Below are 14,483 nucleotides of genomic sequence, written 5' to 3' on the forward strand. Positions count from 1 at the left end.
AAAGAGGAATTATGAATTTACACCAACCTTTGACGGTTCTGCCTGGTGTGGGACCGAAATCAGCAGAAAAATTTGCCAAGCTGGGTCTAGAGACCTTGCAGGATTTACTACTTTATTTTCCTTTTCGTTATGAGGATTTTAAGAGTAAGAACGTCCTAGACTTAGAGGATGGAGAGAAGGCGGTTGTTTCTGGTCAGGTTGTGACTCCAGCCAATGTCCAGTATTATGGATACAAACGTAACCGCCTGCGCTTTACCATCAAGCAGGGGGAAGTCGCTTTGGCGGTTAATTTCTTTAACCAGCCTTATCTGGCAGACAAGATTGAAGTGGGAGCTAGTATAGCCGTCTTCGGCAAGTGGGACAAAGCCAAGGCCAGTCTGACTGGTATGAAGCTGCTGGCTCAGGTAGAGAACGACTTGCAGCCTGTCTACCGGCTGGCTCAGGGAATTAGCCAGGCCAGTCTGGTCAAGCTGATTAAGACGGCATTTGACCAAGGGCTGGAACAGTTATTGGAGGAAAATCTTCCTCCTGCCCTTCGGGAGCGCTATCAGCTTTTGGATCGTACTCAGGCTGTGCGGGCCATGCATTTTCCTAAGGATTTGGCGGAATATAAGCAGGCTCTGCGTCGGGTTAAATTTGAAGAGCTGTTTTATTTTCAGATGCAGTTGCAAGTTCTAAAGTACGAGACCAAGGATGTCAGCCAGGGACTAGCTATCCCTTGGCAGGAAAAAATGTTGGCTCAAAAGAAGACCGAGCTGCCTTTTGCCCTGACTGAGGCTCAGAAGCGGAGTTTAGGAGAAATTCTCAGTGATTTGCAATCACCAGTTCACATGAACCGCCTCCTGCAGGGAGATGTTGGTAGTGGTAAGACCGTGGTGGCTGGTTTGGCCATGTATGCAGCCCATACAGCAGGTTACCAGTCTGCTCTAATGGTTCCGACAGAAATCCTAGCAGAGCAGCATTTTGACAGCCTGACTCAGCTTTTTCCAGAACTGAATCTGGCTCTCCTGACTGGTGGTATGAAAGCTGCTGAACGCAGGGAGACCTTGGCTGCAATAGCGGCGGGGCAAGTAGACATGGTGGTTGGCACCCATGCTTTGATTCAGGAAGGGGTAGTCTATCATCGACTGGGTCTGGTCATTATCGATGAGCAGCATCGTTTTGGGGTGGACCAGCGTCGGATTTTGCGGGAAAAAGGAAATAATCCAGACGTTCTCATGATGACAGCCACGCCTATTCCTCGAACTTTGGCTATTACCTCTTTTGGCGATATGGATGTCTCCATCATCGACCAGATACCGGCCGGCCGCAAGCCCATCATTACTCGCTGGGTCAAGCATGAGCAGTTGGAAGTGGTCTTGGACTGGATGAAAAAAGAGCTGGCCAAGGGCGCCCAAGTCTACTTCATTTCTCCCTTGATTGAGGAATCAGAGGCTTTGGACTTGAAAAACGCGATTGCTTTAGAGGAAGAGCTCAAGGCCTACTTTGCCAATCAGGCTCAGGTGGCTCTCCTCCATGGTCGTATGAAAAATGACGAAAAAGAAGCCATTATGCAAGACTTCAAGGTCGGGAAAACAGATATTCTAGTGTCAACTACAGTTATTGAAGTCGGGGTCAATGTTCCGAATGCGACCATCATGGTTATCATGGATGCTGACCGCTTCGGTCTCAGCCAGCTTCATCAATTACGGGGGCGGGTTGGCCGAGGTCACAAGCAGTCTTATGCCGTGCTAGTTGCCAATCCTAAGACGGAGTCTGGGAAGCAGCGCATGAAAATCATGACGGAGACCACAGATGGTTTTGTCCTCGCTGAGGAAGACCTCAAGATGAGAGGATCAGGTGAAATTTTCGGTACCCGCCAGTCTGGTATCCCAGAGTTTCAGGTGGCGGACATCGTGGAGGATTATCCGATTTTTGAAGAAGCGCGCAAGGTAGCCAGTCAGATCGTGACCAATCCCAACTGGCGCAAGGATGCGAACTGGCGCCTGATTGCCCAACATTTGGAGCTTCGCGATTATCTAGACTAAAAGAAACAATGAGAAACCTAGGACGAAGAACTTCCTAGGTTTTTATGCGTCTTAGCAAGTCCAGTTTTTAAGGCTTGCTAAGAACCAGTGACAGGGAGAAGTGAAGAGATGTGTGTCGTAGCTCTTAACCAAGTACATAGCTGAGCCTAGAGAAATGAATATCAGAGCAGGAGTAAGAAGCTCATCTTAAGCTTTCTGCAAGAAAATTCTAAGCCTTCCTTAAGTTTTCGGAATTATAATGACAGCATTAAAAGAAACGAGGTGGCAAGATGAAAGTAGCAGTTAAAGTCAACTATAAAAAAGAATTTAAAAAAGGAGTAAAAGGAGTTCCGAGTTATGGTTATTGACTATATCAGTAAAATAGCAGAGTCTGTATTTCAGCTCTTTATCTAATCAAAATAAGCCAGTCACAAAAGCATGACAGGCTTATTTGGTCTTATCCTTCAATATAGTCTTTTAATTCTTGACCAGTTAATCCAGCGTTGAGAGCGATTAGCAATTTGATGCGGGCTTTTGGGGCATTAAGCTCCTTGACAAACATGACTCCAGCTTGGTGTAGCTTAACGCCGCCCCCCTCATAAGCATAGACAGGTTCGGCTATGCCGTTGAAGCAACGTGAGACTAGGGCGATGGGGAGACCTGCTTTTGCCATCTCTGTTAATTTTTCAGCAGCTTCTCTCGGTAGATTGCCAGCACCAAAGGCTTCAATAATCAGACCGTCTAGCTTTGGCAAATCCAGCATATCTAGGAGTTCCGTCTTCATGCCGGCATAGGCTGGAATGATGGGGACCAGCCCTGAAATGCTATTCAGATCAAAACGAACGCGGGGGTCTGCCGTTTTAAAATAGAGAATTTCTTGTTTCATAATGAGACCTAAAGGGCCGTGCGTCGGAGTTTGGAAGGTGCTGACATTGGTGGTATGGGTTTTGGTGACATATTTGGCAGCATGGACTTCGTCATTCATGACGACCAAGACTCCCTTGCCACAGGCTTTCTCGTCGCTGGCAACCCGTAGAGCGGTTAGGTAATTATAAACCCCGTCACTGCCTAATTCATTAGAACTCCTCATGGCTCCGGTCAGAACAACAGGAATGTCAGGCAGGTCCATGGTATCGAGGAAGTAGGCCGTTTCCTCCAGGGTGTCTGTTCCGTGGGTAATGACCACTCCGTCGTATTGGTCAGCATCAGACTTTATTTTTTTGTAGAGTTCTAGCATATGCTGGGGAGTGATGTGAGGGCTGGGGATATTGAAGAAATCAAGCACGGCCACTTCAATGCCGCTTAAAGGCACGGCTACATGGTTCATGGGGTTATCTTGACTACTATTGACAGCGCCACTTCCGTCTGCCTGCATGGAAATGGTCCCGCCAGTGTGTAAAACTAAAATTCGCTTATTCATAGATGAGCTTCTCCGTGAATTGTGTTATAATTTATTGTATCATAAAAGGAAAGAATGAGAAAATCAATGGAAGTAAAAGCCGTCTTTTTCGATATCGATGGAACACTGGTCAATGACAGTCGAACCGTCTTGAAATCGACAGAGGCCGCCATTAAAAGTTTGAAAGAACAAGGGATTTTGGTCGGTTTAGCAACAGGCCGCGGTCCTTTCTTTGTCAAACCTTTTATGGAGCAGCTGGATTTAGATTTTGCGGTGACCTATAATGGCCAGTATATTTTTTCAAAAGACAAGGTGATTTCTGCTACGCCGATTGATAAACAAAGCCTGCGCGATTTGATTGCCTATAGCAAGAAGTACCGAAAGGAAATTTCCTTTGGAACAGCAGAGGCCATGCAAGGTTCAAAAATTATGACTTTTGGTATGAGTTCCTTTTCTCAGTGGGCCAGCCAGTTTATCCCTAAGAAAATGGCTCGAACAGTTAGTCGTGGTTTTAATAGCGTTATCGGCAAGGCGCTTCCTCAGCAGGAAAAGGAGCTCCTACAGTTGATTCAAGAGCCGATTTATCAAGTGCTTATATTGGCGGATCCAGCTGAAAGTCAAAAGATTGAAGCGGATTTTCCGCATTTGAAATTTACTCGGTCGAGCCCCTATGCAGCGGATATTATCAATCAAGAGATGTCCAAATTGGAAGGAATTCGCCGAGTTGGCAAGGAATATGGCTTTGATATCAATCAAGTGATGGCTTTCGGGGACTCGGACAATGACTTAGAAATGCTGTCGGGGGTCGGCTTATCTATTGCCATGGGCAATGGAACCAGCTCTGTCAAGAAAGTGGCTAAGCACACGACTAGCAGCAACAGTCAGGATGGTATCCATCGCGCGCTGGAACATTTCGGTATTCTGGCAAGTGAGAAAGTCTTTGTTTCCAGCGATCATCATTTCAATAAAGTAAAGACCTTCCATGGTGTGATGGATGAATGCACGCAGGAAGAGCCAATCGCTTGGACACCAGAAGATGCACGGCATCGGGCTGATTTTAAGTTGGAAGAGCTAGTTGAATTTCTCAGAGCGGCCAGTCGTTCCGAAGCAGAATTTGATCAATCCATTTCAAGGATGCACCAGGCTTTGGATAAGGCGGCTACCAAGGTTCGCAGCAAGCGAGAGGCTGAAGTTTCGTTAGTCGGTCAAGTAGACGCCTTAATTGACACGCTTTACTTCACTTATGGCAGCTTTGTCTTAATGGGAGTGGATCCCGAGCGGATTTTCGATATTGTCCATCAGGCTAATATGGGGAAAATTTTCCCGGATGGAAAAGCGCATTTTGACCCAGTAACGCATAAGATTCTGAAACCGGATGACTGGGAAGACAAATACGCTCCAGAGCCTGCAATTAAACGAGAACTAGAGCGGCAGATTCAGGCTTATCAGCGCAACAAAAGCCACGACAAGTAAGCCAAAAACAAAAAAATATTTGGTGCTGAACAATTATAAATATATAGAAACTGGACAGGAGCTCAGCCAAAATAGAAAAAAAGACCTGAGATTTGATTTTGCAATGCTTATCTCAGGTCTTTTGAAATGCTCCGTATTTGAAGAGAAATGGAGTAAGGATGGTCACTTACAGAGTCTTTTCCTTATCTCTAACAACTAGCAAATCCACTTTGGCATGACGCAGAATGTATTCTGATGAAGAGCCAACCAGCAAACGCTCAAAGGCGTTGAGTCCAGTGGCGCCGACCATAATTAGATCCACCTTATGCTCATCAGGAATCTCTGTAGCCAAAAGTGTTTTAGGATTTCCCATTTCGATAACGATGTCAACGTGTTTAATTCCAGCATTTTGAGCTTTTTCTTTATATTTTTCAGCCAACTTTTTGGCATCCTCCTGCAGCTCCTCATAGACGTCGGCATCAAAGGTTGAAATGCTTTGAAGAGCCCGTGTATCAATGACATGAGCAATCGTGAGACGAGAACCGTTTCTGAGTGCTACATTCACCCCTTTTTCAAATGCAAGCTCAGCTTCGTGTGAGCCATCAACAGCGACCATTATATTTTCATATTTTTGTTGAACCATGGGACTACCTCCGTTCTTTATAAGGGACACGAGAGTTTCAAAAGCAGCTGCAACGAAATCTTTGAAACCCTAAGCGTGCTTTGGGAAAGAAAATCAGGCAGCCGTATTTTAACTCAAATTCTATTTTAATATCTCTATTGTAACCCTTTTCAGAAAAAAAGTAAAGATAGAGTAGCAATCGGGACGATAGAGATATTGATGAAGTCACCTGTTTAAAAAATGATGAAAATAACAAAATGAGCTGTTAAAAGTCAAGATTAAGTAAATTCTGAAGCACAAATATAATCAAATAACTAAGGTTTTAAAAGATATTTACATCAGAAGAGAGGTTTTCTGTAAACTAAAGTGCTATCCCCTCAAAATGTCGAAATCTATCTATCTATTTCAGAAAAGGTATGAAAAGTTTTTCTTGCTACAAAGAGCGGAAACAATATGGGAAAAGGGGCACAAAGAATGACCTCTTTTTAATTTGTTGTCAATCTTTTTTTCTGGTGGTATAATAAAACCATTCAGATGAATTGAGGAAAATAGGATGAAAGAATTTAACAAATCCAGCAAACTGGAGCATGTAGCCTATGATATTCGTGGGCCGGTTTTGGAAGAAGCGATGCGGATGCGGGCTAATGGAGAAAAAATTCTCCGCCTGAACACAGGAAATCCAGCTGAATTTGGTTTTACCGCTCCAGACGAGGTCATTCATGATTTGATTATGAATGCGCGTGATAGTGAGGGCTACTCTGATTCTAAGGGGATTTTCTCAGCCCGTAAGGCGATTATGCAGTATTGCCAGCTCAAGAAGTTTCCAAGTGTGGATATCAATGACATTTATCTGGGAAATGGAGTCAGCGAGCTGATCGTCATGTCCATGCAGGGACTCTTGGATGATGGGGACGAGGTGCTGGTGCCGATGCCAGACTACCCGCTCTGGACGGCGGCAGTTAGTCTGGCTGGTGGGAATGCTGTTCACTATGTCTGTGATGAGCAGGCAGAATGGTATCCAGATATTGACGACATCAAGTCAAAAATCACGTCCAATACCAAAGCTATCATTATTATCAATCCTAACAATCCAACGGGAGCGCTTTATCCTAAGGATCTCTTGCTGGAGATTGTGGAAATTGCTCGCCAAAATAATCTCATTATCTTTGCGGACGAAATCTACGACCGCATGGTCATGGATGGGCATGTCCATACGCCGGTGGCTAGTCTGGCACCCGACCTTTTCTGTGTCAGCATGAACGGTCTTTCCAAGTCCCACCGCATCGCAGGTTTCCGGGTCGGCTGGATGGTCCTATCTGGTCCCAAGCAGCATGTCAAGGGCTATATCGAAGGGCTTAATATGCTATCCAATATGCGCCTGTGCTCCAATGTATTGGCCCAGCAGGTTGTCCAAACCTCGCTCGGTGGTCATCAATCTGTGGACGAATTGCTGCTTCCTGGTGGACGGATTTATGAGCAGCGTAATTTCATCTATCAGGCGATTCAGGATATTCCGGGTCTGTCGGCTGTTAAGCCTAAAGCCGGCCTCTATATTTTCCCGAAAATTGACCGAAACATGTACCGCATCGATGATGATGAGCAGTTTGTGCTGGACTTTCTCAAGCAGGAAAAAGTTCTTCTTGTTCATGGCCGAGGCTTTAACTGGCATGAGCCGGATCATTTCCGAATTGTCTATTTACCGCGGGTGGATGAGCTAGCTCAAATCCAAGAAAAAATGACGCGCTTCTTGCGCCAATATCGCCGTTAAATCTTTATTTGCAACAGCTCTCAGGAGCTGTTTTTTGATGAAAATCTTCGATAATTTTTTATCTATTTTTGTTTTAAAAAGATTGGAAAGGTTTGACACTTTTCGTTATAAAATAAGCTATATCAAATTAAAAGGGTTTAAAATAAAGCATTAGTTGAATTGTAGATAATTGTTCTTCAATACACAATTTTCAGATAATTATTGAAATTTTAGTAAATTCATGCTATAATTATAAAATCAAATACGAGGTAAATGTATGGCAAACCTATTAGAAAAAACTAGGAAAATTACTTCTATCTTGAAACGTTCAGAAGAGCAGCTTCAAGAAGAACTTCCTTATAATGCAATCACTCGCCAGCTTGCTGATATTATTCATTGCAATGCCTGTATCATTAACAGCAAGGGCCGTCTTCTAGGCTATTTTATGCGCTATAAGACCAATAATGACCGTGTGGAAGCTTTTTTCCAGGATAAGAATTTCCCGGAAGGCTATGTCCAAGAAGCGAACATGGTTTATGAGACAGAGGCCAATCTGCCTGTCACGCATGATTTGACCATTTTTCCTGTGGAAACCAAGGATGAATTTCCAGATGGGCTGACCACTATCGCGCCGATTCATGTTTCAGGGATTCGCTTGGGCTCGCTGATTATCTGGCGCAATGATAAAGAATTTGCGGACGATGATCTGATTTTGGTTGAGATTGCCAGCACAGTGGTTGGTATCCAGCTGCTTAACTTCCAGCGAGAAGAAGATGAGAAAAATATCCGCCGCCGGACAGCTGTGACTATGGCGGTCAATACCCTGTCTTACTCAGAGCTGAGAGCTGTTTCAGCTATTTTGGGCGAGCTCAATGGCAACGAAGGCCAACTGACGGCTTCTGTCATTGCCGACCGTATTGGGATTACCCGCTCAGTGATTGTCAATGCCTTGCGCAAGCTGGAAAGTGCTGGGATTATTGAAAGCCGCTCGCTGGGAATGAAAGGGACTTATCTGAAAGTGCTGATTCCAGATGTCTTTGAGGAAATTAAAAAGAGGGACTACTAATGCCAAAAGCACTGATTTCCATTGATTATACAGTTGATTTTGTCGCAGATGGGGGCAAGTTGACAGCAGGAGCGCCAGCTCAGGCGATTTCTGAAGCCATTGCTCAAGTAACTAAGGCAGCTTTTGACCGAGGAGATTATATCTTTTTTGCTATTGATGCTCATGATGAAAATGATGCCTTTCACCCAGAAAGCAAGCTTTTTCCGCCCCACAATATCAAGGGAACGAGCGGTCGCAATCTTTACGGACCCTTGGCGGATTTTTATGAGAAGCACCAAGCGGACTCCCGAGTCTTTTGGATGGATAAGCGTCATTATTCTGCTTTTTCTGGCACAGATTTAGATATTCGATTGCGGGAAAGAAAGGTAGATACGGTCATTTTGACAGGGGTCTTGACGGATATTTGCGTCTTGCATACAGCGATTGATGCCTATAATCTTGGTTATCAGATTCAGGTGGTAGAGCCAGCTGTGGCTTCTTTGTCAGAGGAAAATCACAAATTTGCCTTAAACCACTTGCAAAATGTCCTAGGTTCGACTATAATAAATACAATTTAAGAGTAAAAGAGAAGCAGAGTAGGCTTGCTGACTTGCACAGAGAGTGCTGATAGCTGAGAGCAGCACCAAGAAAGTAAAAACCGAAGAACATGTTTCGTGATCTTTTGTGTGATCAAGCACAAACGCCGCTCACGTTACGAGCGCAGAGGCTGCCTTTTAAGGCGGCGAATAACAGTGGTACCACGGCTTTCGTCTGTTTCATAGACGGAAGCTTTTTGTTTTGCAAAATGAAAAGTGGAGATGCTGGAAGAAAGTTGCTAATATGCTCAAGGACAGGGCAGCTTGCAAATGGATTTGAGAGGGAAAGAATATGAAAGAAATTTTTATCGGAAACTATGGTTTAGAGCAGGTTGGACAGACCATGACCGCAACTGGCTGGGTGGCCAATATCCGCAATCACGGCAAACTAGCCTTTATTGAATTGCGGGACCGCGAGGGCTTGCTTCAGGTCTTCGTTGGCGGTGAGATTGAAGATTTTGCTAAGCTGGAAGACATTGGCAAAGAGGATGTCATTGCAGTGACAGGGCAAGTGGTTCAGCGAGAAGAGCGCTTTGTCAACAAGGCCATCAAGTCTGGTCAGGTTGAGCTTCGAGCTGAAAAGATTGAAGTCATTGCTAGCAGCAAGGTTCTGCCTTTTGAGCTGGACCAGCATGCCCATACAGGGGAAGACCTGCGCCAGAAATACCGCTATCTGGACTTGCGGCGTGAGAAGATGACACATAACCTCAAGCTGCGTCACCAGGTCACCTCAACCATTCGGGAATATTTGAATGGTTTGGACTTTTTGGAAGTGGAGACGCCTTATCTGACTAAGTCAACTCCTGAAGGCGCTAGAGACTTCTTAGTGCCTAGTCGGATCTTTAAAAATCAATTCTACGCGCTGCCGCAGAGCCCTCAGATGCTCAAGCAGTTGCTGATGGGAGCTGGCCTCGAACGCTATTATCAGATTGTTCGTTGCTTCCGTGACGAAGATTTGCGGGGCGATCGTCAGCCAGAGTTTACCCAGGTAGACTTGGAGCTGAGTTTTGCCAGCGAGGAAGAAATTCGAGCGCTGGTTGAAGCTATGCTCAAGGCTGTTGTCAAGAAAACTCATGGTTTAGAGCTGACGGAAGCTTTTCCGACTATCAGCTATGAAGAGGCTATGAGTCACTTCGGCTCTGATAAGCCAGATACACGCTTTGGTTTAGAGCTAAAGAGTTTGACGGATTTGTGTCAGTCCAATGATTCTCTTCTCATCAAGAAAGCTTTGGATAACCAAGAGGAAGTGATGGGAATCTGTGTGCCAGATGCGGCTAGTGCTTTTAGCAAGAAACAGCTGAGTCACTACTATCAGGAAATGAAGGAATTTGGCTGTAGTCGTTTTGCCAGTCTAAAGGTTGAAAATGGCCAGTTAGTTGGAGATTTGGCTAGCACCTTTGAGGCTGAGAATCAGGATTTACTAGAACGTTTTGAGGCCAAGGATGGAGACCTCATCCTGTTAGTCATGGCTAAGAAGCGTCGGGCTCAGGAAGCTTTGGGACATTTGCGTATAGAAGTCGCAAAAGCTTTGGATTTGATTGACCCGAGTTTGCTTCATTTCCTCTGGGTTGTGGACTGGCCGCTGCTGGAGTGGAATGAAGACCAAAACCGCTATCAAGCCATGCACCATCCTTTCACACAGGGAATCTTTGAAGATGGACAAGAGCCAGACCAATTCCGCAGCCAGGCTTACGACATCGTCTTAAATGGCTATGAGATTGGCGGAGGGAGTCTGCGGATTCATGATCGGAAAGCTCAGGAAGCGATGTTTGAGCTATTGGGCATGAGCCGAGAAGACTATGAGAGGGACTTTGGTTTCTTCCTAGAAGCCTTAGAGTACGGCTTCCCACCGCACGGCGGCTTGGCTCTGGGCTTAGATCGCTTGGTTATGATTTTGGCTGGGGAAGAAAATATCCGCCAAGTCATCGCTTTTCCAAAAAATGGTACTGGCTTTGATCCTATGCTGGAAAGTCCAAGTTTGGTGGACCAAAGACAGCTCAAAGAACTGCATTTGGAATTGAAGAATTAGCCTGAAATATGGTAAAATGAAATGATGCGAATTCCTGAAGAATAGCAGGAAGAAGCTGAAGAAAGGAGCTAGCGGATGGCAAATAAATGAGCGTCCCTGGCTTGTCAAAGTAAAGGTGAGCTGAAGCTCTGGAAATAAAAAAATCATCTCAAATTCTTATTTTCAGTCGCTAAAGCTCACATATCTTATGAAAGGAATCAGAGATGAAGATTACTCAAGAAGAAGTAAGTCACGTTGCTAAGCTGTCAAAACTGGCTTTTTCACCAGAAGAAACAGCTGAATTTGCGACGACCTTAACCAAGATTGTCGACATGGTCGAATTGCTCAATGAAGTGGACACGGAGGGGGTGCCTTTCACTTCTAATGTAGCTGCCAATATCAACTATATGCGAGAAGATGTGGCTCAGCCGGGCTGGAACCGGGAAGAGCTTTTCCAAAATGTACCTGAAAAAGAGCGGGGCTACATCAAAGTGCCTGCCATCCTAGATGACGGAGGAGATGCCTAATGACTTTTAATCACAAGACCATTGAAGAACTGCATGACTTGCTGGTCAAGAAAGAAATTTCTGCGGTAGAGTTAACTCAGGCAACTTTGGCAGACATCAAAGAACGGGAAGCAGCTGTGGACAGCTTTATTACTGTCAGCGAAGAGGAAGCTTTGGCTCAGGCTGCGGCTCTGGATGCTAAGGGTATTGATGCAGACAATCTTATGAGCGGAATTCCGTTGGCGGTTAAGGACAATATCTCAACCAAAGGAATCTTGACAACGGCTGCCTCCAAGATACTCTACAATTACAAGCCAATTTTTGATGCGACCAGTGTAGAGAAGCTCTACGGTAAGGACATGATTATCGTTGGGAAGACCAACATGGACGAGTTCGCCATGGGGGGATCCAGCGAAAACTCTTACTTTAAGACGACTAAGAATGCTTGGGACAGCAGCAAGGTTCCCGGTGGATCATCTGGTGGTTCAGCGACAGCTGTTGCCTCTGGTCAGGTTCGTCTGTCACTGGGTTCAGATACGGGTGGTTCCATTCGTCAGCCGGCTTCCTTTAACGGTGTAGTCGGCCTCAAGCCAACCTACGGACGGGTTTCTCGTTTCGGTCTTATTGCCTTTGGTTCGTCTTTAGACCAGATAGGGCCTTTCTCACAGACGGTTAAGGAAAATGCTCAGCTCTTGAATGTTATTTCTGGTAATGATCCCAAGGACTCTACATCATCACAAGAAGCAGTGCCTGATTTTACCAGTAAGATTGGCCAAGACATTAAGGGTATGAAGATTGCCTTGCCTAAGGAATACATGGGTGAGGGAATTGACAGCAAGGTCAAGGAAACGATTCTGGCAGCAGCGAAGCACTTGGAAAGTCTAGGAGCCATCGTTGAAGAAGTTAGTCTGCCCCACAGCAAGTATGGCGTGGCTGTTTACTATATCATTGCTTCCTCTGAGGCTAGCTCTAACCTGCAGCGTTTTGACGGTATTCGCTATGGCTACCGCGCAGAAGGCATTGAAAATCTAGAAGATGTCTATGTCAAATCTCGCAGCGAAGGCTTTGGTGAAGAAGTGAAACGCCGCATCATGCTGGGAACATTCAGCTTGTCATCTGGTTACTACGATGCTTACTTCAAGAAAGCTGGTCAAGTTCGGACCCTGATTATGCAGGATTTTGCTAAGGTTTTTGAAAAATATGATTTGATCTTAGGCCCAACTGCACCAACGGTAGCTTATGACTTGGGCAGTCAAAACCAAGACCCAGTGGCTATGTATCTGGCTGACCTTTTGACCATTCCGGTCAATCTGGCTGGCCTGCCGGGCATTTCAATCCCAGCTGGCTTTGCAGATGGTCTTCCTATCGGCTTGCAGCTGATTGGTAACCATTTCGATGAGGCGACCATCTATCAGGCAGCCGCAGCATTTGAAGCGACGACTGACTACCACAAACAGCAGCCAGTTATCTTTGGAGGTGAAAAATAATGAACTTTGAAACAGTTATCGGACTGGAAGTCCATGTTGAATTGAAGACCAATTCAAAAATTTTCTCACCGGCTCCAGCTCACTTTGGTGAAGATCCAAATGCCAACACCAATATCATCGACTGGTCCTTCCCAGGTGTGCTGCCTGTTATGAACAAGGGTGTCATTGACTATGGTATCAAGGCTGCTCTGGCCTTGAACATGGACATTCACCAGAAGATGCACTTTGACCGCAAGAATTACTTCTATCCGGACAATCCCAAAGCCTATCAAATTTCTCAGTTTGATGAGCCAATTGGCTACAATGGCTGGATTGAGATTGAGCTAGAAGATGGAACGACCAAGAAAATCCGTATCGAGCGGGCTCACTTGGAAGAAGATGCCGGAAAGAATACCCATGGTAGCGATGGCTATTCTTATGTGGACCTCAACCGCCAAGGGGTGCCGCTGATTGAGATTGTATCGGAAGCAGATATGCGCAGTCCGGAAGAAGCTTATGCTTACCTGACAGCTCTCAAGGAAATCATCCAGTACACGGGCATTTCTGATGTCAAGATGGAAGAGGGCTCCATGCGGGTAGATGCTAATATTTCCATCCGTCCTTACGGTCAGGAAGAGTTTGGTACCAAGACTGAGCTGAAAAACCTTAACTCCTTCAACTTTGTCCGCAAGGGTCTGGCATTTGAGGAAAAGCGCCAAGCTGAAATCCTACGCAGTGGTGGTCAAATCCGTCAGGAAACCCGTCGTTATGATGAAGCAACTGGCGAAACTCTGCTCATGCGGGTTAAGGAAGGTTCAGCGGACTACCGTTACTTCCCAGAGCCTGATCTGCCAATCTTTGAGATTGAAGATACTTGGATTGAGCAAGTACGCAGCAGCTTGCCAGCCTTTCCAAAAGAACGCCGTGCCAAATATGTGGGCGACTACGGTCTGTCTGACTACGATGCCAAGCAGCTGACAGCTACGAAGGCTGTGTCAGACTTCTTTGAAGCTGCTGTTGCTGCAGGTGGTGACGCTAAGGCTGTCTCTAACTGGCTCCAAGGGGAAGTGGCGCAATACCTCAATGCAGAAGGTAAGACCATCTCTGAGATTGAGCTGAAGCCTGAGAATCTGACTGAGATGATTGCTTTGATTGCAGACGGTACGATTTCCTCTAAGATTGCTAAGAAGGTCTTTGTTCATCTGGCTAAAAATGGTGGCTCTGCTAAGGAATATGTACAAAAAGCAGGCCTGATTCAAATCTCAGACCCTGCCCAGCTTCTTCCTATTATCCAAGAAGTATTTGCCAACAATGAAAAAGCTATCAATGACTATAAGGGCGGCAACAAGAATGCGGCTAAGTCCCTGATCGGTCAGCTCATGAAGGCTACCAAGGGCCAAGCCAACCCGCAAGTAGCACAAAAACTGCTCAATGAAGAGTTGGAAAAACTTTAGAAATAAGTGAAGAGGCTGGGACAGACAGCCATGACGACATAGCCGTCACCCACAGAAACACGAAAATAAAGACAAAAGCCCTCATTTAGAAGTATAATCTAAGTGAGGGCTTTGTGGTTGATAATTTCTTGAATCTCACTTTCGCGGGACAAACTAATCCACTCTACCGACGAGTACCCCAA

11 protein-coding genes are annotated in these 14,483 nt (G+C 45.5%); 9 read left to right on the top strand and 2 right to left on the bottom strand.

Annotated elements, in window-relative coordinates; genetic code table 11:
- Nucleotides 1-11: 11 nt before the first annotated feature.
- Entirely contained in the window at nt 12-2,027 is a 2,016-nt protein-coding gene (gene recG, locus AC5FEC_RS08495; protein ID WP_493661907.1) for an ATP-dependent DNA helicase RecG, read from the top strand.
- A 436-nt stretch (nt 2,028-2,463) separates the two neighbouring features.
- On the opposite strand, the gene AC5FEC_RS08500 is transcribed toward recG, so the two are convergent.
- A complete protein-coding gene (locus AC5FEC_RS08500) occupies nt 2,464-3,426 on the bottom strand; it encodes an asparaginase (RefSeq protein ID WP_493661908.1) in 963 nt (320 codons plus the stop codon).
- A 66-nt stretch (nt 3,427-3,492) separates the two neighbouring features.
- Between AC5FEC_RS08500 and AC5FEC_RS08505 the strand changes: the two genes are divergently transcribed.
- Nucleotides 3,493-4,878: a Cof-type HAD-IIB family hydrolase gene (locus AC5FEC_RS08505; RefSeq protein ID WP_493661909.1), complete on the top strand. Its 1,386-nt coding sequence runs from the start codon at nt 3,493-3,495 to the stop codon at nt 4,876-4,878.
- A gap of 166 nt (nt 4,879-5,044) precedes the next feature.
- On the opposite strand, the gene AC5FEC_RS08510 is transcribed toward AC5FEC_RS08505, so the two are convergent.
- Nucleotides 5,045-5,500 carry a universal stress protein gene (locus AC5FEC_RS08510; RefSeq protein ID WP_037615825.1) on the bottom strand — a complete coding sequence of 152 codons (456 nt, stop codon included), beginning with the start codon at nt 5,498-5,500 and terminating at the stop codon, nt 5,045-5,047.
- A 532-nt stretch (nt 5,501-6,032) separates the two neighbouring features.
- Between AC5FEC_RS08510 and AC5FEC_RS08515 the strand changes: the two genes are divergently transcribed.
- From AC5FEC_RS08515 to gatB, 7 genes are all read left to right on the top strand, one after another.
- Nucleotides 6,033-7,247, top strand: a complete 1,215-nt coding sequence (locus tag AC5FEC_RS08515) for a pyridoxal phosphate-dependent aminotransferase (RefSeq protein WP_493661910.1) — start codon at nt 6,033-6,035, stop codon at nt 7,245-7,247.
- A gap of 256 nt (nt 7,248-7,503) precedes the next feature.
- Complete coding sequence (codY, locus tag AC5FEC_RS08520; RefSeq protein ID WP_493661911.1) at nt 7,504-8,292, top strand: GTP-sensing pleiotropic transcriptional regulator CodY; 789 nt, start codon at nt 7,504-7,506, stop codon at nt 8,290-8,292.
- Nucleotides 8,292-8,849: a cysteine hydrolase family protein gene (locus AC5FEC_RS08525; RefSeq protein WP_037615831.1), complete on the top strand. Its 558-nt coding sequence runs from the start codon at nt 8,292-8,294 to the stop codon at nt 8,847-8,849. Before codY ends, AC5FEC_RS08525 begins: the two co-directional genes overlap by 1 nt.
- 310 nt (nt 8,850-9,159) lie before the next feature.
- Entirely contained in the window at nt 9,160-10,896 is a 1,737-nt protein-coding gene (aspS, locus tag AC5FEC_RS08530) for an aspartate--tRNA ligase (RefSeq protein WP_493661912.1), read from the top strand.
- 203 nt (nt 10,897-11,099) lie between these two features.
- Nucleotides 11,100-11,402, top strand: a complete 303-nt coding sequence (gene gatC, locus AC5FEC_RS08535; RefSeq protein WP_002896305.1) for an Asp-tRNA(Asn)/Glu-tRNA(Gln) amidotransferase subunit GatC — start codon at nt 11,100-11,102, stop codon at nt 11,400-11,402.
- A complete protein-coding gene (gatA, locus tag AC5FEC_RS08540) occupies nt 11,402-12,868 on the top strand; it encodes an Asp-tRNA(Asn)/Glu-tRNA(Gln) amidotransferase subunit GatA (protein ID WP_493661913.1) in 1,467 nt (488 codons plus the stop codon). Before gatC ends, gatA begins: the two co-directional genes overlap by 1 nt.
- Nucleotides 12,868-14,301, top strand: a complete 1,434-nt coding sequence (gatB, locus tag AC5FEC_RS08545) for an Asp-tRNA(Asn)/Glu-tRNA(Gln) amidotransferase subunit GatB (protein ID WP_493661914.1) — start codon at nt 12,868-12,870, stop codon at nt 14,299-14,301. Before gatA ends, gatB begins: the two co-directional genes overlap by 1 nt.
- Nucleotides 14,302-14,483: the final 182 nt, after the last annotated feature.

This window comes from Streptococcus sp. STC1396 (genome assembly GCF_058933875.1).